This is a genomic window from Streptomyces sp. MMG1533, assembly GCF_001279775.1.
GTDB lineage: Bacteria > Actinomycetota > Actinomycetes > Streptomycetales > Streptomycetaceae > Streptomyces.
Genome location: NZ_LGDG01000017.1, coordinates 58582 through 79451, shown reverse-complemented (window position 1 = coordinate 79451; position 20870 = coordinate 58582). Strand labels below are relative to the sequence as shown.

21 protein-coding genes and 1 pseudogene are annotated in these 20870 nt (G+C 68.4%); 1 reads left to right on the top strand and 21 read right to left on the bottom strand.

The window, feature by feature from the left end; all coding sequences use genetic code 11:
• Positions 1-133: 133 nt before the first annotated feature.
• The 20 genes and pseudogenes from ADK57_RS04465 to proS form a co-directional block, all read right to left on the bottom strand.
• Entirely contained in the window at positions 134-538 is a 405-nt protein-coding gene (locus ADK57_RS04465; RefSeq protein ID WP_053748008.1) for a hypothetical protein, read from the bottom strand.
• Positions 535-2619, bottom strand: coding sequence for a phage integrase N-terminal SAM-like domain-containing protein (locus ADK57_RS04460; protein ID WP_053748007.1), 2085 nt, complete (start codon positions 2617-2619; stop codon positions 535-537). The genes ADK57_RS04465 and ADK57_RS04460 overlap by 4 nt, the downstream gene beginning before the upstream one ends.
• Positions 2610-4505: a hypothetical protein gene (locus ADK57_RS48765; RefSeq protein ID WP_053748006.1), complete on the bottom strand. Its 1896-nt coding sequence runs from the start codon at positions 4503-4505 to the stop codon at positions 2610-2612. Before ADK57_RS48765 ends, ADK57_RS04460 begins: the two co-directional genes overlap by 10 nt.
• Positions 4502-5764, bottom strand: a complete 1263-nt coding sequence (locus tag ADK57_RS04450) for a site-specific integrase (protein WP_159050008.1) — start codon at positions 5762-5764, stop codon at positions 4502-4504. The genes ADK57_RS48765 and ADK57_RS04450 overlap by 4 nt, the downstream gene beginning before the upstream one ends.
• 417 nt (positions 5765-6181) lie before the next feature.
• Positions 6182-7741, bottom strand: a complete 1560-nt coding sequence (locus ADK57_RS04445; RefSeq protein WP_199830473.1) for a serine/threonine-protein kinase — start codon at positions 7739-7741, stop codon at positions 6182-6184.
• Between the two features lie 140 nt (positions 7742-7881).
• Positions 7882-8988: pseudogene (locus tag ADK57_RS04440) on the bottom strand (YifB family Mg chelatase-like AAA ATPase); the annotation flags it as partial.
• Between the two features lies 1 nt (position 8989).
• The gene (locus tag ADK57_RS04435) at positions 8990-9361 is read right to left on the bottom strand and encodes a YraN family protein (protein WP_053748004.1); all 372 of its coding nucleotides are present in this window, start codon (positions 9359-9361) and stop codon (positions 8990-8992) included.
• Positions 9362-9479: 118 nt separating this feature from the next.
• Positions 9480-9788: a DUF2469 domain-containing protein gene (locus ADK57_RS04430; protein ID WP_030667243.1), complete on the bottom strand. Its 309-nt coding sequence runs from the start codon at positions 9786-9788 to the stop codon at positions 9480-9482.
• 56 nt (positions 9789-9844) lie between these two features.
• Entirely contained in the window at positions 9845-10378 is a 534-nt protein-coding gene (locus ADK57_RS04425) for an NUDIX hydrolase (protein ID WP_053748003.1), read from the bottom strand.
• Positions 10368-11150: a signal peptidase I gene (gene lepB / locus ADK57_RS04420; protein WP_053748002.1), complete on the bottom strand. Its 783-nt coding sequence runs from the start codon at positions 11148-11150 to the stop codon at positions 10368-10370. Before lepB (ADK57_RS04420) ends, ADK57_RS04425 begins: the two co-directional genes overlap by 11 nt.
• Before the next feature lie 93 nt (positions 11151-11243).
• The gene (lepB, locus tag ADK57_RS04415) at positions 11244-12224 is read right to left on the bottom strand and encodes a signal peptidase I (RefSeq protein WP_078972941.1); all 981 of its coding nucleotides are present in this window, start codon (positions 12222-12224) and stop codon (positions 11244-11246) included.
• Entirely contained in the window at positions 12112-13206 is a 1095-nt protein-coding gene (lepB, locus tag ADK57_RS04410; protein WP_053748001.1) for a signal peptidase I, read from the bottom strand. Before lepB (ADK57_RS04410) ends, lepB (ADK57_RS04415) begins: the two co-directional genes overlap by 113 nt.
• A complete protein-coding gene (gene lepB / locus ADK57_RS04405; RefSeq protein ID WP_053748000.1) occupies positions 13199-13939 on the bottom strand; it encodes a signal peptidase I in 741 nt (246 codons plus the stop codon). Before lepB (ADK57_RS04405) ends, lepB (ADK57_RS04410) begins: the two co-directional genes overlap by 8 nt.
• A 45-nt stretch (positions 13940-13984) precedes the next feature.
• Positions 13985-14335: a 50S ribosomal protein L19 gene (rplS, locus tag ADK57_RS04400; RefSeq protein ID WP_030041016.1), complete on the bottom strand. Its 351-nt coding sequence runs from the start codon at positions 14333-14335 to the stop codon at positions 13985-13987.
• Between the two features lie 132 nt (positions 14336-14467).
• Positions 14468-15301 carry a tRNA (guanosine(37)-N1)-methyltransferase TrmD gene (trmD, locus tag ADK57_RS04395; RefSeq protein ID WP_053747999.1) on the bottom strand — a complete coding sequence of 278 codons (834 nt, stop codon included), beginning with the start codon at positions 15299-15301 and terminating at the stop codon, positions 14468-14470.
• A complete protein-coding gene (gene rimM, locus ADK57_RS04390) occupies positions 15298-15843 on the bottom strand; it encodes a ribosome maturation factor RimM (protein WP_053747998.1) in 546 nt (181 codons plus the stop codon). The genes trmD and rimM overlap by 4 nt, the downstream gene beginning before the upstream one ends.
• 95 nt (positions 15844-15938) lie before the next feature.
• Entirely contained in the window at positions 15939-16178 is a 240-nt protein-coding gene (locus ADK57_RS04385; protein ID WP_003973401.1) for an RNA-binding protein, read from the bottom strand.
• A gap of 2 nt (positions 16179-16180) precedes the next feature.
• Positions 16181-16600, bottom strand: a complete 420-nt coding sequence (gene rpsP / locus ADK57_RS04380; RefSeq protein WP_053747997.1) for a 30S ribosomal protein S16 — start codon at positions 16598-16600, stop codon at positions 16181-16183.
• A 294-nt stretch (positions 16601-16894) separates the two neighbouring features.
• Positions 16895-17497: a hypothetical protein gene (locus ADK57_RS04375; RefSeq protein WP_053747996.1), complete on the bottom strand. Its 603-nt coding sequence runs from the start codon at positions 17495-17497 to the stop codon at positions 16895-16897.
• A gap of 260 nt (positions 17498-17757) precedes the next feature.
• Positions 17758-19173 (bottom strand): proline--tRNA ligase, encoded by a 1416-nt coding sequence (proS, locus tag ADK57_RS04370; RefSeq protein WP_053747995.1) that lies wholly within the window; start codon positions 19171-19173, stop codon positions 17758-17760.
• Between the two features lie 200 nt (positions 19174-19373).
• Here proS and ADK57_RS04365 point away from each other — a divergent pair, with 200 nt between their 5' ends.
• Positions 19374-20231: a class I SAM-dependent methyltransferase gene (locus tag ADK57_RS04365; RefSeq protein WP_053747994.1), complete on the top strand. Its 858-nt coding sequence runs from the start codon at positions 19374-19376 to the stop codon at positions 20229-20231.
• Between the two features lie 94 nt (positions 20232-20325).
• Here ADK57_RS04365 and ADK57_RS04360 read toward each other — a convergent pair whose 3' ends face one another.
• Entirely contained in the window at positions 20326-20781 is a 456-nt protein-coding gene (locus ADK57_RS04360; RefSeq protein WP_053747993.1) for an AAA family ATPase, read from the bottom strand.
• Positions 20782-20870 lie beyond the last annotated feature (89 nt).

Below are 20870 nucleotides of genomic sequence, written 5' to 3'. Positions count from 1 at the left end.
AGCGGCTGCCCGTGGCGAGACGGGCGGCCAGCGGATCGGCAGTGCAGGGGCGTGGATGAAGCGCCAGCGCCGGCTCGAGTTCCTGCTGGTGTGACCTTGAGAAGATCGCTGCCGACACCCAGACGGCTGCGTGCTACTGATCTTGGGATGCGCGGAACGCGCTCAGTCGGGGCACTGCTGTGAGCCGTTCGACCTCAGCGGTCAGTTTCGCATTCTCGATGGTCAGACGGCGAATGTGGTCTTCGTAGATGTGCAGGTGGCGGGTAAGTTCGTCCTTCTCCCTGCGGAGTCGGGCGACCGTCTCGCGGTCGCTAGCCGGGTCCTTTGGTGGTCGTGGTTGGCGGGTGCGCCGTACGGCGTCCTGTGAAAGGAAGTCGGTGACGGCAGCGTCAAAGTCTCGGTAGAGAGTCTGGCGTTTGACGCCGAGCCTGTTCGCGAGAGCAGTGACGGTGGCGGCCTTCCCTGCCTCTGCGGCCTGGGCCAAGAGTTCCTCGACGGCTTCCTGGACGGTCTCGGTGGTCAGCGTGTGTTTCCTCATGCCGAGGCTTCCCCGGGTTCGAGAGCGCCGACGCGGGCGAGGAAGCCCCGGATTTCAGCGCTGTCCTCTTCGAGGCGGACGCGGACCCGGGGCGCCAGCGCATCTGCGGCACGGAGCCGTGCGTCCTGTTCGGCTAGACGCTGGAGCCATGCCTGGATGTTGGAGTCGGTCAGGGCAACGTTGCGGCAGGCCAGGGGCTTGCACTGGCCGGGGTCCGGGGTCGTGTCGGCCTCGCCCGGCAGGCGGCAAAGGCGACGGTTGGCGTTGTCGGTGCAGGTGACGAACCGGCCGGGATAGATCTGGGGGTCGTTCCGTTCCATGAGCTTTCTCATCTGGCCGTCGTCGGGCGTCTTTCCGAGGAAGCGGACGCGGTCGCCGAACCTGTCCAGGCGGACGCGGGCTTCGTCGGCAGAGGGGCCGCGGAGGCGTTCGTGCTCGTGGCGGTCGACCATCAGGGAAAGTCCTTCGCCGCGGGCGAGGAGGGCCTCCTGCTGGGCTTCGGCCCGGAATCCTGCCTTGGAGGTGCCTGCGTATCCCTCGAACATCTGGACGCTGAGATGGCGATATTGGATGGCGCCGGCGATGCTGCCGCCGGGGCGGCGACCGATGAACCAGGCCAGAGTCCTGCGGAACTGGGCCGTACTCAGCCGCCAGGGACGTTTGCTGACGTCGGGGACATGGTCGGTGCGGCCGTGCCGGCGGCAGTAGTCGTTGATCCAGGTGACCAGCAGATTGAGGTCGTTGTTGGTGGCCTTGGTCGTCTTCGCCCCTGTGCTGCGGGGCTTGTTGTGGGTGTGGGAGCTGGGAGGGATCGCAAACAGCCAGCGCTGTCGCTTGGGTTGGAGCCGTTCGAGAACTTCGACGGCCCGGGCGACGGGGCGGCCGACGACCCAGGTGGCCTCGACTCCCAGCGGGGTGCCCTCGCCCTTGAAGGCCATGCTGGTGATCTTGCTGCGGGTGATCTTGCCAGTGCGGTCCGCGGCGATGGTCAGGCAACCGCGGCGAAGGTGCTTTACCTCGCTGTCTCTCATGCCAGAGAGATATGCGACGAGGGTATAGGAGGCCGCGGTCAGGATGCGTACGAGGACGGCCAGGTCCTCGTCGTAGGAGATCCTCCTCAGCCAGGACTCGCCGTCGAGCAGACCGCGGATCTCGGTCCGCAGGTAGGTGGAGTCGTCGACGCCGACGTCGCGGCGAGCTTGTTCGATCAACTCCCAGGATGCGGGTGCCATCAGGGTCTGCCGGTCGCAGTCGACCTCGCGGGCCAGGTGGCGAATATTGATCCCGTGCTGTCCGCCGGTGCCGCCGGGCAGCGGCCGCCGTTCTTCCCGATATCGGCGCATGAGGGCAGCGAGCCGGCGCCGGGCGCCCTGGCCAGTCTGCGAATCGCGGCGGGTCTTCTTCTGCAGGGCGAGCCATTCGTCCTGGGCGGCGAGGATGTCGTCGGCGAAGTCGTCGACGAACCTGAGCGACCAGATCACCAGGGGACTGACGACTTGCTCGGGGATGCGGGGGTTGGCATTCTCCCGTTTGCGGACGCGGGACTTTCCCTCGTGCCAGTCGTCCTCCAGCCGCTCCGGGTCGAGGGCGAGGTGATCGTCTGCGAGGTGTTCGCGCCAAGTCCAGAGCAGGCGGACGGAGCGGCGGTGGTTGGCCCGCTGGCCGGCCGAGGAGACCGTGGCCTGCAGGTGCCTCTGGAACTGCCGGAGGTCGTCGGGGGTGAGGGAGTTGAAGCGGCCGTAGGGCCGGGAGTCCAGCCAGTCGAGGAACTCCTTGAAGGCCTGGAAGTAGCCGTGGATCGTCACCATCTCGAGCCGCTGTTGCCCGGCCGGGGGCTTGGTGTTCAGCAGGGCATAGAACAGCAGTTTGACTGTGGGGCGGAAGCGGACCGGGATGGCCAGGAAGTTCAAGATCAGGGCAGATTGCTGGCGCTGGTGCAGCGCCGGTGACAGTCGCCAGACGTCATCGCGGAGGCGCGAGGTGTCGCTGCGGCGGACGCCACTGCGAAGGCGGCGGCGTCCTAGGACGAGGGCGTCCGGGCTGGCGGGTGTGTCGGGCAGAGGATGGTGAATCAGACCCATGCGGTGTCCTCCTCGCTGGGGCCGTCGAGGAGCGGAAGGACCCGGTCTGCAGGTTTGGCGGCCTCGGCGGCGGCCCGCTCCTGCGGAGTGAACCGGGGAAGGATGTCCTCGTTGATCGCCAGCCAGGCCTGTCCGAACCGGCGCCACCATGTCCCACGGTCGGTGCCCTCCCAGAGGGCGGCGAGTTCGTCGAGGAGGGCGAGCTGGGCGGGCAGGTGACTGGCTGTGGCGACCGCGTTGCGGCAGGCGAAGCAGGTCAGGAACGAGTCGCGGCAGTCGTCGGTGGTCTTGGTGCAGGCCGCGAATGGTGTGTCCCTCTCGCCGTCGAGGACCTCGCGGGCCGTGTCCGCGTCCAAGCCGATACCGGCGGTGGCCACATCACGGGCTTCGTCAACCGGGCCGGTGAGGACCTTCAGCTCACCGGTAGCCTTGCGGGTCCGCCGGTAGGCCGTGCGGGCAGCGTCCTCGGTGTCCTCCAACGCTTCGGTGATCACGTCCTCGGCCCAGTCCTGGACGTCCGGGTCGCCGGCGAGGTAGTTGCGGAAGAGGACGTCCTGCGTGTTCGACCGGATCGAGGACGGCAGGTGTCCGCCCGCGGCCCGCGTGTTGACCCGGTCCAGCGTGGTCTTGAGCCGGTTCAGATCCAGGACGAAGTCCGGAAGGTCGCACAGTTCAGGCTGTGTCTTCACCCAACCGGTCAACGTGGAGGTGAAGCTGAGCCGGATGTCGAAGGGGTTCTTGTGGCCGCTGGTGGCGTCCTTGCCGTTCATCTTCCCGTTCGTCCAGACCGACCAGATCAGTGCTGACCGGCTGAACTGTCGGCCACGGCGGGCCAGCCGTTCGCAGAACAGGTAGTAGCCGCCTGCGGTCTTCAGCCGTTCGCTCTGGCGGCCGACGTCCCAGGTCACCTCCTCGAACCAGCGATCGGCTCCGCGCCGGCGCTTGACGATCTCCAGGGCGACGGCCTGACCGTCGAGGAGACGATGCTCGACGGGGAGTTCTTTGATCGTTTCCGCGTTGCGTCCGGTAACGGCGACCCCGAACACGACCAGCGGGACAATGTCGTCGTGGGTGAGGAACAGCTGCCGCGCGGTCCGCAGCCGGGCCGCGGGGTCGGGCAGGTTCGTCGACCGCCAGTTCCCTCTGGCCCCCGGAACGTGCGGGATGCGGCCGGTGCGGGCTATCTCGGACAGTTCCACCCCGCGGTCGAGTTCCACCCCCGTCAGCTGGGTGGGATCGCCCTCGAAGCGGGCCAGCAGCCTCTCGCCCTCGCGGATGCGCTGGTAAATGTCGACGACCGAGCTACGTGCCGCGGTCACGATCTTGTGGAAGGTCGCGTCGTCGTAGCCGGGCTTGCTCCGAATCTTGCGCTTGTCGATCCTCGCGGCCTGCCAGATCGCGTCCAGGACCTCGGGCCGCAGCCGATCGGCAGGGACCTTCCGCAGCAAGGCGTGCACCAGCTTGAAGTGCGCGAACAGCGTCAGGTCGTTCATGCCCGCCTGAACGTGCATCCGGTAGCGCTTGAGTTGCGCGCCTGTGAGACGGGACAGGCTCCGCGGCGGGCGGGGCAGGGCGCCCAGGAACCGCACCAGCCTCTGGATGACATTCCACTGCCCGTAGGCGCTGGCGACGGTGTTGAGCTGGTTCTTCCCGAAGCGTGCCGCGAAGGCGCGGGCCAGGTCCTCGTGGAGTTCGGGCAGGGGAAGTCCCTCGAAAGAGAACATTGCCGTGCGATCGTCCTTGCCCGTGAAGTGGACGACGATCGCGGCGTCGGACGGAGCCTCGACAGCCAGGGGCGGCTCGTAGATGTCTTCCGGTTGAACGGTGCCGCGGCCGGGCGCCGTCCTGGGCACGGGCAGCGTCACAGTGTCCGGGCCGTTGTTCATGCCCACTCCTCTGCCAGGAAGCTGTCCTCGTTCCAGGCGTCCTCGAGGGTGCGGCATTCCTCGGCTTCCACCGCCTTTGCCATCTCCGCCAGGTATCGCCGGTCGGGGTGCTCCCAGAGGTCGGGAACCAACAGCAGACGCGTCTGCATCTCCAGTTCGCGCAGGGTGTGGAGGTATTGCTGTGTGGTCTCCAAGCTGGCGTGGCCGAGTCTGATGCGGACCCAGTCCAGCGGGTCGCCCCAGATCATCCGGTAATGGCGACGCTGAGCGGCCTCCATCTGTGCCAGCGACTCCAAATGGGCTCGCTGGAGCTGTTCCAAAGTCACAACGGCGAAACTGTGCCGCAGGGCATGCGGATGACAGTGGATCTTCACCCCGAGTCGGCGGCAGCGGCGGCTGGCCTCCCGGAACACCCACTTCCACGTGTGCAGCGTCAGCGGCATGCCGTCCTCTGCGAGCCAGAGGGCGGCCGGCTCCAGGCCGTGCTCGGTACTGGTGAACAGCCGCAGTCTCTCCTCCGCGTCCAAGTCCGCGACCTGGTGCCACTCATCGCCTATGCGGACCCGGTCGGACCCCGGCTCCACGATCAGCTTGTCCTCGACCGCCTCGTAGAGGCCTGCGGCCTGGGCTCGGGCCACCGCGTCGGCCCGGTCGATCTCGACGTAGTCGACGATCGACCGCAGGCCGCCGTCGGGAATGTAGATGTCGCGGCAGGAGCCGCCCTTGGCGATCTCCTCCGGCAGCCAGAACCGGTAGTAGGCGCTCAACCCGTCGTGGTCAGGCAGCTCGAACAAGGTCAGGGCTGACTGCTCCTCCAGCCGTAACCCGGTGCGGACCATCAGATCGCTGTAGGCGGCATTTCGGGCCGTGAGCTTTCCCCTGAACGCCGGGTCCTTCACCCCTGTCGGTAAGTAGCCGCGGATCCCGGTGTCCCGCCAGGTGCGGTATTGCTCCGGAGTCAGCCAGACGACCTTCTTGCGGCGGGCGTTCGGCCGCTTGTTCGCCGCCGTCTCCCCGCCCTTGCTGCTACTCCGACCCGATTCGCCCTGCCGTCGCCGGCTGGGGCGTTGCTCGATGGGGTTCTCGTCCGCGTACTTGCGTAGGGGGTTGCAGGCCCACTTGTAGAAGCCGTCGGCCATCGTCACCGCGTGGTTCCAGGACGAGCCGACGAGCCTCGATCCCCTGGGGTCGTCGCACCGCCAGAACTCGTAGACCTCCCGGTCCCGGACCGTGGCGTCCCGCCAGCTGCGAGGCCGCATGATTGCCCCGTAACCTGTCCCTTCTGCCCCTGCCGGGACAGAAGGTCGGTGGTTCCAGAGGAAGTCGCAGAACGTACGCATCTCGCGCGCAGAGCCCCACTTGGTGTGTCGGGATGCGCCGGCCATCCGCGCCGAGATCCAGTGGCCGTTCATCTGGGCGTCGTATGTGGCGTCGGGCGCGATCAGGAACGGCGTGTTCTCATCGATCCCCTCGGCGTCCAGCCAAGCAGCCATCACCGCCGTGTCGCAGGATTCCAGCAGTTCCTGCAGGAGGGGCCGAGGTTCACGAGGAAGTCGACGCCTGCGCCGTGTCACTCCCATGCGCCACTTGAGTTGTTCCTGCTTCACATGGAGCAGAACGATGTTCGGCACGAGTGGACACTGTCCACCACGACATAGTGCTCGAGAGCCTCTCTATTAGGAGGCCAGGAGGTTGAGGCCGCGTGCCTTGATGGTCTTGATGCCCTCGTTGAGGAGAGGGTGCAGCGAGCGCTGGACGAAGTCGTTGATGGCCCAGGTCACGTTGTCAATTTCAGCAGCCTGGAGGGCTTCGAGGGCCACGAGGGCGGTCTCCGCGTCGCGGATGGGCTGCAGGATGTTGGCGAGTACGTCCTGGACGTGCCAGCGGTTGTGTGAACGGCCGAGTTCAGGCAGCGTGCGAACGGTAAGCCGCAGGATCTCGTTGTCGTTGGTCGTCTGAACCGTCCGTCGACAGAAGTCGGCTAGCACGTCGCAGTAGGCGAACGGGAAGTCACGGTGGTTGACGTAGGAACAAAAGTTCTCGTAGACGACGAGGAAGCCAGGGCTGTTGTTCTGCCAGGCGAAGACGATGGTCTCAGCCGTCATGCCCGTCAGCACTCGCTGGACCTCGCCCTGGGCCACATCGTCTTTTGGATCGACACGCTGAGCCCAACTCACGAATTCCTCGACAGCGATGGCGTCGACCCCGGGGGTCTGCATCCTGGCCATAAAGGTGTTGGCGACGTCCTCCGGTGACCGCCAAGTGATCTTGTCGGCTTCGAGAGCGCGCTCGATCGCATCCATGAACTTCGCCGGTGTCTCATACCGCTTGTCGTGCCGGGCGGTCGCGCGAAGGATCACCGGGCGGAGGGGCCCGTTCTTGAGCGAGTCGTCGGAGATGGGCAGTTCACCGGTGAGTAGATGCTGGAGGATCTTCCCCAGCGAGAACACATCCGCCCGGGCGTCAGCATCCTTCGGACGCATCAGTTGTTCAGGCGCGGCGTAGACACCCGTTCCGAGGCCCTGCCGGAGGGTAGAAGTAAGGGCTTGGCTCATCAGCTCGCTCTCGCGGGCGAGGCCGAAGTCGCTGATCGCCCACCCTCCACCGGCAGTCCGGAGGATGTTGGCAGGCTTCAGGTCACGATGGAGGATCCCGGTCTTGTGTACGTAGGTCAGACCCGCGCAGAGCTGACGCATCACATCGGCGATCGCGGCCGGATTGTCCTTGAATTCGGCGATGACGTCCAAGAGGCTGCCGGTCGCGAGGGGCATCGCGTACCAGATCTCGTCACGACCGCTGCAATCCCCCTGCGCAAGCACAGGGATCACGTTTTGGTGGGCCAGGCCGGTTTGGAACCGCAGCTCCCGCTTGAAACGGTGCACCTCTTCGGTGTCGATGTTATCGACATCCCGGAGCACCTTCACCGCGACGAGATCGCCCGTCTTGCGGTCGAGGGCTCGGAAGACATCGGCGAAGCCGCCGGTACCGATCCGATCCTCAAGTCCGAAACGATCGCCAAGGAGTCTCTGCGACTCCGCGGCAGACGGCCGGCCCGCAGAAGTCCGCCGGAGCCCTGAACTCATCCACGCAGCTATCTCGTCGAGGTCCCAGATCGGCCCGACCGCAAGATCCGCCACCGGATCCGGGAAGCTGCCGCCATTCCTCAAGATCCCCAGCCGCTGCCGACTAACGCCGAGCAGTTCAGCCACCTCGCTCACACCACCCAGACGCACCATGCCGACCTCCAGTCAATCGTTGCCCCAACCGCAACAATAGTTATTTCATTGCGGTCACGTCAACGTTTTCCCGTGGCGGCCCCTCGGCCCCGGTAGCGCCCCGGCCTCCTTCGGACACCGTCCACCAACGCATAACAGGCGACCATCAGGAACTTCGCCGGGAAGCGCACCACGCCCGCGCTGCGTGCGATCACGACATGCCCGGCCTCCAGGGGCTGCCGAAGGGCGTCCAGGGCTCGACTGCTGAATTCGGGGGTTTCATCCAGGAAGAGAACACCTCGGTGCGAGAGGGAGACCGCGCCGGGCCGGGCGACGCCGGGGCCCCCGCCGACCAGCGCCTGCATCGTCGCCGAATGGTGCGGGGCGCAGTAGGGGGCGACGGCGATCAGGGGCTTGCCCGGCGGCAGCAGGCCCGCCACCGAGTGCACCGCCGTGACCTCCAGCGAGTCCTGGCGGTCGAGCGGCGGCAGGATGGCGGGCAGCCGCTCCGCGAGCATCGTCTTCCCGGCGCCCGGCGGCCCCTCCAGGAACAGGTGATGTCCGCCCGCCGCGGCGACCTCCACGGCCGTGCGCGCCGAGGTCTGGCCCACGACGTCGGCGAGGTCATGGCCGTGGTCGAGCTGTGCGGCACCCACGCCGTGCATTCCGGTGGCCGCGCCGGTGCCCGGCACCCGCAGGCCGGCGAGGAGCGGGTCGGGGCGGCCCGCGTCGTCCGGTTCCTCGTCCGGCACGGGCTCGTCCGCGAGGACCGCGATCAGCTGCCGCAGGCTGCGTACCCCCAGCACCGACACACCGGGCACCAGGGAGGCCTCGGCGGCGGCGCACTCCGGCACCACCACCTGCTCATAGCCTGCGTCCGCCGCGGCCAGCACGGCCGGGAGGATGCCCCGCACCGGCCGCACCCGGCCGTCGAGGCCCACCTCTCCGATCATCACGATGTCGGCAAGCACCCGCGGATCGATCCGCTCGGCCGCCCCCAGCACCGCCGCCGCAACAGCCAGGTCGAACCCGCTGCCACTCTTCGGGACCGACGCCGGACTCAGCCCCACGGTCAGCTTCTTCTGGGGCCACGAGGCGCCCGAATTGACCACCGCCGCCCGGACCCGGTCCCGGCTCTCCGTCAGGCTCTTGTCCGGGAGGCCCACCAGAGTGAACGCCGCGACCCCGGGCTCCAGGTCGGCCTGGACCTCGACCACCACGCCCTCGACGCCCACCAGCGCCACGGAGCACGTACGTGCGAAACCCATCTCAGGCCACCCCTCGCACATGCTCGACCACGGGGGCGCCGCGGCTGGGCAGGACGATCCCCACCAGGTCGATGCGCACGCCTCCCGGCGGTGCCCCTCCATGGGCGTGGATCCAGCGTTCGGCGAGGCCTCGCAGGCGCTCCGCCTTGTCGGGGCTCACCGCGGCCATCGGATGCTCGAAGAGCCCGGCCCGCCGCGTCTTGACCTCGCAGACCACCAGGACGTCGCCGTCCCGCGCCACGATGTCGATCTCTCCGGTCCTCCCGCAGCGCCAGTTGCGCTCCAGGACCGTCATACCGGCCGCCACCAGCCGCCGCGCGGCCAGCGCCTCGCCATACCTGCCGAGTGCACTGCGTGCCTGTTGGTTGTTCATGTCGGCACCACCTCCGGCGCCAACCGTCGCGCAAACAGGCCGACCAAGTTGATCTTGGTGGACTACTCACCGGTTGTGGAAAACCCCGTCACCCCGACGGGGAACCTCGGCCAGCCCCTCACCCGCCGGGCATCTCCAGGTCGTTCTTGTTCAGCTCCTCGATGTTCACGTCCTTGAACGTGAGCACCCGTACCTGCTTCACGAACCGTGCCGGCCGGTACATGTCCCACACCCAGGCATCCGCCATGGACACCTCGAAGAACACCTCACCCTGGACCGAGTGCACCTGCATCTCGTAGTCGTTGGTCAGGTAGAAACGCCGCTCGGTCTCGATCACGTATTTGAACAGACCGACGACATCGCGGTACTCCCGGTAGAGCTTCAGCTCCATCTCGGTCTCGTACTTCTCGAGGTCCTCGGCGCTCATGGCATGTTCCCCTTCAGCCGTGCGATCCCACCATTGTGCGCCAGCCCCGCGAGCCCCTAGACGATTTCGGTGTCCAGGGTCACGGGCCCGGCCGGGGGACCTTCGTCGAGCAGCCTTCGCAGCAGCTCGGCGAGTCTGGTCGGATACACCGTCTCATGTGCCCGGGTCAGTTCCCGACACGTCCACCAGCGCGCTCCGGCGACACTGCGCCGCTCCAGCTCGGTCAGCCCCATCGCCGCGGGCACTACCTCAGGCGTACCGGTCGTCCGGGCCAGGTAGTACCACTCGTCCTGGTCCCAGCGGCGGCCGGCGAACGGGAATGAGCAGGTCCGCCGCCACAGCACCGGGCCGAGCTCGACCTCGGTGATGCCGGTCTCCTCGGCGAGTTCCCTGAGCGCGGCCTCTTCACGAGTCTCGTCGCCCTCCAGGCCGCCGCCGGGCGTGAACCACCAGTCGTCGGCCGGATCGTCCGGCTCGTGGCCGTGCAGCAGAAGGATGCGGTCTTCGGGATCGAGCAGCACGACCCGGGCCACTTTGCGCAGACCGCCCTCGTACGAGTCCCGGCCCGCGTCCGTCGCCTCAGCGGGCACCGGCGGGCTCCGTCCGCGTCCGGGAGCGGGTCCGCCTGCCGAGCAGCTTGGCGACCGGGCCGTACGCGCCACCGCCGAGGACGAGGACGGCCCCGCCGACGATCAGCGCGCCGATCGTGCGGAGCGGGCCCGGCGAGGACAGCGCGCCGAGCGCCTCGAAGCCGGTCGGCCGCTCCAGCATGCCGTTCATGGGCCAGACGACGGCGTCCACCCGGGCCGTCACCGCGCTCCGCGACACCGTGCCGCTCGCCGCGTCGGTGAGGTGGGCCGTGGAGTCCAGGGAGCCCGCTCGCTCGTCGCCGAGCAGGAACAGCCGGCCCTCCGGCACCGTCACGGTCGGAAAGCCCGTGATCTCGGCCGTGCTTCCCTCGGGCAGATACGGTTCGTCGACCTGCTTGCCGTTGACGGTCAGCTTGCCCTTGGTGCAGCAGGCGACGGTGTCGCCGCCGATCGCGACCACCCGCTTGACCACGGGGGCGTTGGTCACCCAGGTCTTGTCCGTGAAGACGACGACGTCGCCGCGGCGTATCTCGCCGCCGTCGACGCGCTGGGCCAGGACCCGGTCGCCGGCGTCGATCGTCGGCGTCATCGAGCCGGTGGGCACGGTGTACGGGCGGTAGACCACCGCGCCCCAGGCGAAGCCTCCGAGGAACAGCACAAGGCCCAGTGCGACAGCCAGTCCGGACAGTCGCTGTCCGGTCCGGCTGCCCACCGGGCCTGTGTCCGTGCCGCCGCTGCGCGGGGCCGTACGCGTCGTGCTCTCGCCACCCATGGGTCCGCACCCTACCCGGCGGTACCTGACCCGGTCAGCCCTTCGGCCCCGACCAAGGTCACAAGCTGTACGAGGGTTTGTCGAGGCTTGACCTCAGCGGGTCTCGGCGACGGCGATCTTCCGACGGCGCCACAGCGCCACCGGCACCACACCGACGAGGGCGAGCGCGTCCGGCGCGACCGTCAGGGCTGCGGACCCCGACGACTGGGTGTTCAGGCCGGACTGGTCGAAGGTGTCGGGGACCGGCAGGGTGCCCCAGCGGTTGATAGGCCAGGCCTTCACGATGGCGCGGCCGACGACCTCGCTCACCGGGACCATGCCGTGGTTCTTGTCGTTCTGGTTGTAGCGCGAGTCGCGCGAGTTCTGCCGGTGGTCGCCCATGACCCAGATGGAACCCTTGGGCACCTTCACCGTGAACTGGCCGCCCTGGTCGTCCTGGCTGCACGGGGTGTTGCCGGGATAGACGTACGCGGCCTCGTCGAGCGCCTTGCCGTTGACCTTCAGCGGGCCGGTGCCCGAGCACGAGACGGTGTCGCCGCCGACGCCGACGACCCGCTTGATGAGGTCCTTCTCCTCGGCGGACGGCATCAGGCCGATCCAGCTGAGGAACGTCTGCACCGCGTTCGGGTCCGTCGTCGGCTCGCCCGCCAGCCAGTTGTCCGGGTCGTGGAAGACGACGACCTCACCGCGCTCGGGCTCGGACCCGAACCACGGGGTGAGCTTGTCGACCAGAACGCGGTCACCCACCTGCAGGGTGTTCTGCATCGAGTCTGAGGGGATCGAGAAGGCCTGCACCAGGAACGTCTTGATCAGCAGCGCGAGTACCAGCGCGATGCCGATCAGAATGGGCAGCTCCTTCCAGAAGGAGCGCTGCTTCTTCGCCTTGGGGGCCGAGCCACCCGACCCTTGGTCGTCCGTCCTGATCTCCTCGGTCCTCGTGTCGTCCTCGGTCGCCCCGGAGTCACTCCCGGAGGTCACGGCGCTGTTCGCGGCCGGGACGGCTGATTCCACGGGGCGCCCGCGGTGCTCCTCGCCGTCGTGCCCGGACCGTGCGCCAACCGCCACATCCCCCACGCCAACTCCTTACTCTGTGCCGCTGCCTGCCCCAAGTTCGGCGCAGGCCTACCACTCCCATAACGAGCGGGAGTTCCGCAGGGCTCGGGAGTTGGATCGATGCGTTCGGATCGTCGGGTGCAACCCTAAGCGACAGCTGGGGAGCCGCGGTCGACCCGGACCCCGAGTCGGACACGGAAGCATAGGTTTTCGGCTCCTCGAGCGTGGTCCAGTGGCCGAAGGGCCAGGCGATGACCATGGCCCGTCCCACCACCGAGTCCTCGGAGACCGTGCCGCCGTAGTCCGTGTCCTGGTGCGCGCGGGAGTCCGCGGAGTTGGCCCGGTGGTCACCCATCACCCACAGCCGCCCCTGCGGGACGGTGATGTCGAACGCCGTCGTGGACGGGGTGTTCCCGGGATACAGGTATTCCTCCGTCAGGGGAACGCCGTTGACGGTGACTCGCCCTTGCGTGTCACAGCACTTGACGCGGTCGCCGCCGACGCCGACGACCCGCTTGATGAGGTCCTTCTCGTCGTCGGACGGCAGCAGGCCGATGAAGGTGAGCCCCTCCTTGACCTGCTTGACGACGATGGGGTCGTCCTTCTTCGTGGTGGTCTGCTCGTCCTGCAGCCAGCCTCCGGGGTCCTTGAACACGACCACGTCCCCGCGCGCGGGCTTGGAGCCGAACCACGGGGTGAACTTGTCGACCAGGACCCGGTCGCCGATCTGGATCGTCTGCTCCATGGAGCCGGACGGGATGACGAACGCCTGGACGAGGAAGGTCTTCAGAACGAGGGCTATGAGGACGGCGACGCCGACGAGGAGGGGAATCTCCTTGACCGCGCCACGCCTGCGACGCCGCTTGACCTTGCGCTGGAGCTTGCGCCGCTCGGCGCGGGTACGACCGCCGCCGGCCGAGCCGGAGGAGCGTCGGGAGCCGGTGGGCAGCAGGTTGTCGGCCGCGCTCTCGGGCGCACCGCGCGGTTTGCCGCGGTTACCCATGGGCGCCGTCCGCTTGCTTCGACTCGCTCGCCTCCGGGGCGGGCACGCGCGCGTAGGCACCCGGGCGGTGCAGGCGGGTGAAGTGGCCGGCGGGCCAGAGGATCCAGTCGGCCCGTCCGATGACGACGTCTACGGGGATCATGCCGCCGCCCGGTGAGCCCAGGTGGTCGCGGGAGTCGCTGGAGTCGCTGCGGTGGTCGCCGAGGACGAAGAGGGTGCCCGCGGGCACCTGGACGTCGAAGGACACCGTGGAGGGGCTGTCACCGGGGTACAGGAACGTCGACTCGTCGACCGACCGGCCGTTCACCTCGATCTTCCCCTCCTTGTCGCAGCAGACCACGTGGTCTCCTCCTACCCCCACAACGCGCTTGACGTAGTCCCCGTCCCCGAAATACCCGGTTCCGTCGAACACGACGACATCGCCGCGCTGCGGCTCGGCACCGAAACGGTACGCCAACTTATTTACGAGAACGCGGTCCCCGATCCTCAATCCGCTTTCCATGGATCCGCTGGGAATCTGGAAGGGCTGCAGTACGAAGTTGCTGAGCAGCAGCAGGAACAACAGACAGAACAGCAGGGTGAGGGTGATCCGCCCGCCGGGTAGCCACTCGACGGCCCGCGACACCAACACGAAACGCGACCGGTCCTCCGGTCCCCCTGTGTCCGAGATCTCCTCGGCATCGGAAGGGCGGGAGGAGCGGTCGCGCTCCGTCTGCTGTGCTTCGGTGTCCATCGGGGCCAGATGCTATCCGGCCCTTCTGTGGGACCCCGCGCGCGATCAGTTGTCGCGCTTCTCCTTGATCTTCGCGGCCTTACCGCGCAGCTCGCGCAGGTAGTAAAGCTTGGCGCGACGCACGTCACCGCGGGTGACGAGCTCGATCTTCTCGACGATCGGAGTGTGCACCGGGAAGGTGCGCTCGACGCCGACGGAGAAGGAGACCTTGCGAACCGTGAAGGTCTCGCGGACCCCGGCACCCTGGCGACGGATGACTACGCCCTTGAACTGCTGCACACGGGAGCGGTTGCCCTCGATGACGCGGACGTGGACGTTGACGGTGTCACCCGGGCGGAAGGCCGGGACGTCGCTGCGCAGCGACGCGGAGTCGACGGAGTCGAGCAGGTGAGACATTTCGTCTGCTTTCCTCGCTGATGCCACAGGTCATCAACGGAAACTAGGTTTCTGGATGGAGCCGTACGGGTCGGGGCGGGCGTCGTGTCCCCCTGTGGCAGGGGCGCACGCCGGACGACGCACAACAGCGACCTATTCTTCCACGCCCTCCGGCCTGCGCCAAAATCGGCCGTACGGCTCCCCGTCGGGGTCCGGCGCCCAGCCAAGGATGGAGAGCATCTCGCGGTCTTTCTTGTCGAAGACCTTGGGATCGCAGCGCTCGATGAGGTCGGGCCGGTTGGCCGCCGTACGCTTCAGGGCCTCGTCCCGGCGCCAGCGGGCGATCTTGCCGTGGTGGCCGCTGAGCAGCACGTCCGGGATCCCGCGGTCGCGCCACCGGGGCGGCTTGGTGTAGACGGGGCCCTCCAGGAGGTTGGCCATGGCCCCGGGCGCGAAGGAGTCGTCCTGGTGCGACTCGGCGTTGCCCAGGACACCCGGCAACAGCCGCGCCACGGCCTCGGTGATGACGAGTACGGCCGCCTCGCCGCCGGCGAGGACGTAGTCGCCGATGGAGACCTCGTAGACGGGTATCCGGGTCGCGTACTCGTCGATGACCCGGCGGTCGATGCCCTCGTAACGAGCCGGCGTGAAGATCAGCCAGGGGCGCTCTGAGAGCTCGACGGCGAGTTCCTGGGTGAAGGGGCTGCCGCTGGGGGTGGGGACGATCAGTGCGGGCGCGTGGGAGCCCGTCTCGTAGCCGTCGGCGAGGACGGAATCCAGCGCGGCCCCCCACGGGCCGGTCTTCATCACCATCCCCGGGCCGCCGCCGTACGGGGTGTCGTCGACGGTGTTGTGCCGGTCGTACGTCCAGGAGCGCAGGTCGTGCACATGGACGTTCAGCTGTCCACGCGCGCGTGCCTTGCCCACGAGGGAGACGTTCAGGGGGTCCAGGTACTCCGGGAAGATCGTGACGACGTCGAGCCTCATGCGCTGTCTTCCCTGGAGGACGCGATCTCCGCCTGGTCGTCGATCAGACCCGGCGGCGGGGCGATGACCGCCCGCTGCTCCTCCAGGTCGATCTCGGTGACGATCTCCTCGACGAAGGGGATCATCACCTCGCTCCCGTCGGGGCGCTCGACGATGAAGAGGTCCTGCGAGGGCAGGTGGGAGATCTCGGTGATCCGGCCGACCTCCATGCCGTCCTCGGTGACCACGTCGAGGTCGATCAGCTGGTGGTCGTAGAACTCGTCCTCGTCCTCGGGCAGTACTTCCGGGTCGATCTCGGCGATCAGGAGGATGTTGCGCAGGGCCTCGGCAGCGTTGCGGTCGCGGACGCCCTCGAAGCGCAGCAGGAGCCGGCCGCTGTGGACGCGGCCGGTCTCGATGGTGAGCGGACCCGCCGAGGCGGGGTCGGTCGCCAGTACGGCGCCGGGTGCGAGCCGCAGTTCGGGCTCGTCTGTACGGACCTCGACGGTGACCTCGCCCTTGATGCCGTGGGCACGGCCGATCCGTGCGACTACGAGCTGCACTTTTCGAAGATCTCCTGTCGTAACGACCCGTAACGACTACGGGCCGGGGACGGCCCAGTGGCCCTCCCCGGCCCGAGCCGGTGCTGCTTTTGGCGTCAGCGGACGTGGTCGACGTCGACAAGGTCGACGCGGACACCGCGGCCGCCGATGGCACCCACGACGGTGCGCAGGGCGCGTGCGGTACGGCCGTTGCGGCCGATCACCTTGCCGAGGTCGTCGGGGTGGACCCGGACCTCCAGCACCCGCCCGCGACGCAGGTTGCGCGAGGCGACCTGCACATCGTCAGGGTTGTCGACGATGCCCTTCACGAGGTGCTCGAGAGCCTCCTCGAGCATGCTCAGGCCTCGGTCGACGCGGACTCGGCCGGGGCGTCGTCCTTCTTCTCAGCCTTCTTCTTCTGGGTGATGGCCTCACCCTTGCCCTCGTCGTCGCCGCCGAGAGCCTCGAACAGCGGACGAGCGGCCTTCTCGGCCGGCTGGAGCAGCGGAGCCGGGGCGGGCTCGCCCTTGAACTTCTGCCAGTCGCCGGTCTTCTTCAGGATGGCGAGCACGGGCTCGGTCGGCTGGGCGCCGACGGAGAGCCAGTAGGCCACGCGCTCGGCGTCGACCTCCATGCGCGAGGGGTTCTGCACCGGGTGGTACAGGCCGATCTCCTCGATCGCACGACCGTCACGACGGGTACGGGAGTCGGCGACGACGATGCGGTAGTGAGGCGAACGGATCTTGCCCAGACGCTTCAGCTTGATCTTGACTGCCACGGGAGTGGGTTCTCCTGGATTTGACGTGGTTGGGCACGGCGAGATGGCCGCGTGGGGTTGCGGTACCCGAGTGCCCGATGGACGCGTCAGCCGGAGGCGAGAGGGTTCCTGTGCGGCTGTCGAGTACAGCTAGCCATTGTGCCATACCCTGCGGCTCGCGTTGGACCGCGGGTGCACCGAGGCACGCCTGAGAGACACCCGGCGCGCCGCGAGGTGCCGCTGCGTACGACCGCAACGGCGCCCCGCGCCCATGCCGCCCGCTCGTCCGGCACCCACGAGATGCCGGTGTGGCAGTCAGCTCGCCGCCGCGCCCACGACCTCCGGGATACGGAACGGCTTCCCGCACCCCCCGCACACGATCGGCGCCTGGGCCAGCACCGACGGGACGACCCGGACGTTGCGGCCGCAGTCGCAGACCGCCTTGACCCGGACGCCGCCACCGGAGGAGCCGTGGCGGGCGGCCGGGCCGCGGAAGGTGCGGGACGTGTCGGCGGCGGTGGCCACCGAGTGCGCCTTGAGGGCGCGCTGGAGGCGCTCGATGGTCGGGCGGTAACGGCGCTTCGCCTCGGGGGTGAGCGTGACCAGGGAGAAACCGCTGCTCGGGTGCGGCTCCTCGGGGTGGTCCAGGCCCAGCTCCTCGGCGATCGCGAGGAATCTGCGGTTGTGGTAGCGGCCGGCACGGGACGTGTCGCGGATGCCGCGCGAGGCGGCGATGCCATGGACTGCCTCGTGAAGCAGTCGCTCGAAGGAGAGCTCGTGACCGCACGCGGACGACGACTCCCCGATCAGGGACTCTGGCGCGGCAAGATCGGGCAGCTCGGGGTGGTACCGCTGAATGTCGGCCCACGCCTCTGCCAGCTCTGCGGCGAGAACAGGTGGTGTCTGTGTCGTGCTCACGTAATGACAACGAGCCAGAGTGCCCCTGTGTTCCGATTCCGGGGCATCCCAAATAATTTGCACGTACCCGTCAGTTGCCGCTGATGCGTCCTGACGAGGGCGGGTGCGCTGATCTGCGGATAAGCCTCACAGCTCGTAACAAGCTGGTGCGTAGTCTGACGTACGCCCCGGCACGTAGACGATGTCCGCACGCCGGGGCACCTGTGATCCGCAGTTGCGCAAGAGGCGTTTCGGTCGCTCTCCCGCCGGAAGGGCGCTACTTAGTAAGCGCGCGCGACGATCGCGACGTTACCCGGCGCGTCACCGTCCTCCGGCACCGACCCGTCCTCGGTGACCAGACACCGTACGGTCACCGAGTGGTCGGCCAGCTTGGCCTCGCCCTCTTCGCCGAGGGTCGCCCAGGGGATGCGCGCCCAGCCGCCGGCGACGGCGGCCTCGACGGCCTCCTCGATCGTCGACACCTCCGACGTACGGGACTCGCGGCGCTCGCGGGACTGCTTCAGGAGCAGCGCCTGGTCCTCTTCGAGGATCGCTGGGAGGCTGCCGACGAGGGAATCCAGGGCGACCGGCTCCTTGCCGCCCGGGATGCGGCGGGCCAGCATCGCGGTGCCGTTCTCCAGGTCACGGGGCCCGATCTCGATCCGTACGGGCACGCCCTTCAGCTCCCAGTCGACGGCGCGGCGGCCGAAGGGGGTGTCCACCCGGTCGTCGACCTGGACGCGTACGCCCGCCGCCTTCAGCCGGTCGCCGAGCTCACGGACCTTGGCCAGAACCGCCTCGTCGCCCTTGATGGCGAGGACGACGGCCTGGATCTGGGCCAGGCGCGGCGGGACCCGGAGGCCGTTGTCGTCGCCGTGCATCATCACCAGGGCGCCGATCATGCGGGTGGTCGAGCCCCAGGAGGTCTGCCAGACGAGTTCCTGCGTGCCGTCCTTGGACAGGTACGAGGTGTTGAAGGCCTTGGCGAAGTTCTGGCCCAGCTCGTGGCTGGTGGCCATCTGGAGCGCCTTGCCGTCGCCCATCATGCCTTCGAGCGTGAGGGTGTTGATGGCGCCGGCGAACCGTTCCTTGACGGTCTTGCGGCCGGGGACGACGTCCATCGCGAGGACGTTCGTCATGAAGTCCTCGTAGACCTCGCGATGGATGTGGGAGGCGAAGTCGCGCGCGTCCTCGAACGTGGCGTGCGCGGTGTGGCCCTCCTGCCACAGGAACTCGGTCGTGCGCAGGAACAAGCGGGGCCGGAGCTCCCAACGGACCACGTTGGCCCACTGGTTGATCAGCAGGGGCAGGTCACGGTAGCTCTGCACCCACTTCGAGAAGTAGTCGTTGATGATCATCTCGGAGGTGGGGCGGACGACCGCCGGCTCCTCCAGCTCCTTGCCGCCGCCGTGCGTCACCACGGCCAGCTCCGGCGCGAACCCCTCGACGTGGTCCGCCTCGCGCGTCAGGTACGACTGCGGGATCAGCAGCGGGAAGTACGCGTTCTGGGTACCCGTCTCCTTGATGCGGGCGTCCATCTCCGCCTGCATCCGCTCCCACAGCCCGTACCCGTACGGTCGGATCACCATGGTGCCGCGCACCGGCCCGTTGTCGGCCAGCTCGGCCTTGTTGATCAGATCCTGGTACCAGCGCGGGAAGTCGTCCGCGCGGGGCGTGAGAACGGGTGCCTTTGCCATGGGCGCGATCGTACGGGCCCAGATTGCCGGTATGTGAATTCTCGCCACTCGCACAGCGAACCCACAAGCAGGGCCGGACAACCCCTGGACGCGCGGTCGAGTGCGGAGTTACCTGGCATACGGGGGGAGTGCGAGCGCATGTCACGGGGGCTACGGAATCGGGCACGGCGGCAACTCTCGGCAGATTGGGGCGCTTACCTATGACACCTACGCTCGTGCGGCAGCACCTGTCCCATACGGGAGAGCCACCCCGTGTGGACCTCGGTGCACGCGCGCGTGACTGGTCCGAGATCCAGGAGCGGATGCTGGTGCCGCTCTACGAGGCCGTCTACGAGCGACTGGAAGTCGGCCCCGCCTCGCGACTGCTGGGCCTCGACTGCGGCTCCGGGCTCGCCCTGCTGATGGCGGCCTCCAGAGGTGCCGCGGTGACCGGTGTCGACGACTCCTCCCCCCAACGGCTGGCCCTCGCGCGGGAGCGGCTGCTGCCGCAGGCGGGGGGCACGCGCGCGCGTGCCGGCACCCGGCTCGTCGAGGGTTTACCCGGGGAAGCGGCCGACGCGGACACTCCCGCGTACACCGTGGTGACCGCCTTCGAGCCCATCGGGTGTCTCGCGGGCGACTCGGAGGGGCTCGGGGAGCTGCTCGCCTCGGCGGTGCCGCTTGCCGCGCGGGGGGCGCCCGTGGTGCTGGCCGGCTGGGGCCCGCCGGAGCGGTGCGCCACGTCGTCCGTGCTGCGGGTGGCCACCAAGCTGGCGGATCCGTTGCGCAGTACGGGCAGTTGGCGCCCCGCTCTCCGTGACGACCTGGAGGAGGTCGCCCAGCGGGCCGGCCTCAAGCCGGACGGCTCCGGCCGGGTCGCCTGCCCCTTCGGGTACGCGGACGTCGACAGCGCGGTGCGCGGACTGCTGTCGACAGGCCTCTTCGACGCGGCGATCTCCGCGACGGACCGGGTCCAGGTCGACAAGGAGCTGGCGGAGGCCCTGCATCCGCATCAGCGCCGGGACGGCACGGTGTGGATGCCGAACGTGTTCCGGTACCTGATAGCGCGTGTCCCCTAGACGTCGGTTTCCTCCAGACGTCGGCTTCTTTCAGACGTCGGCTTCTTTCAGACGTCGGCTTCTTTCAGACGTCGGCTTCCTTCAGCAGGCGCGTTCAGCCCGGCGCCGGCCCGTGGCCGCCCATGCCGGAGCCGCCGCCGCGGGCCCGGCCGATGGTGTCGGTCTCGTCGATGAAGATGATCGACGGGGCCACCTTGCGTGCCTCGGCGAACAGTTCAGCACGCGGGAGGCGCCCACGCCCACGATCACCTCGATGAACTCGGAGGCGGACGCCGAGAAGAAGGGCACCCCCCGCCTCGCCGGCCACCGCACGTGCGAGGAGGGTCTTTCCGGTGCCGGGCGGACCGGCCGGCAGCACGCCCCTGGGCATCTTGGCGCCCGTCTTCCGGTAGGGGTCCGGGTTCTTCAGGAAGTCGACGACGTCGCTGAGCTCGCCCTCGACCTCGTCGATGCCCGCCACGTCCTCGAACGTCATGCGCTTCTGCCCCGACTCCAGCTCCACCGGCTTGGGCGGCTGCTTCCGGCCGAGCATGCCGCCCGCGCCGCCCATGCCCGCAGCATCAGGGCCGGCGAGATCAGCAGGTTGGCCGGAAAGCTGCGCTGCCGGACCACGGGCTCCGCGGTGACGCGGGTGCGCTC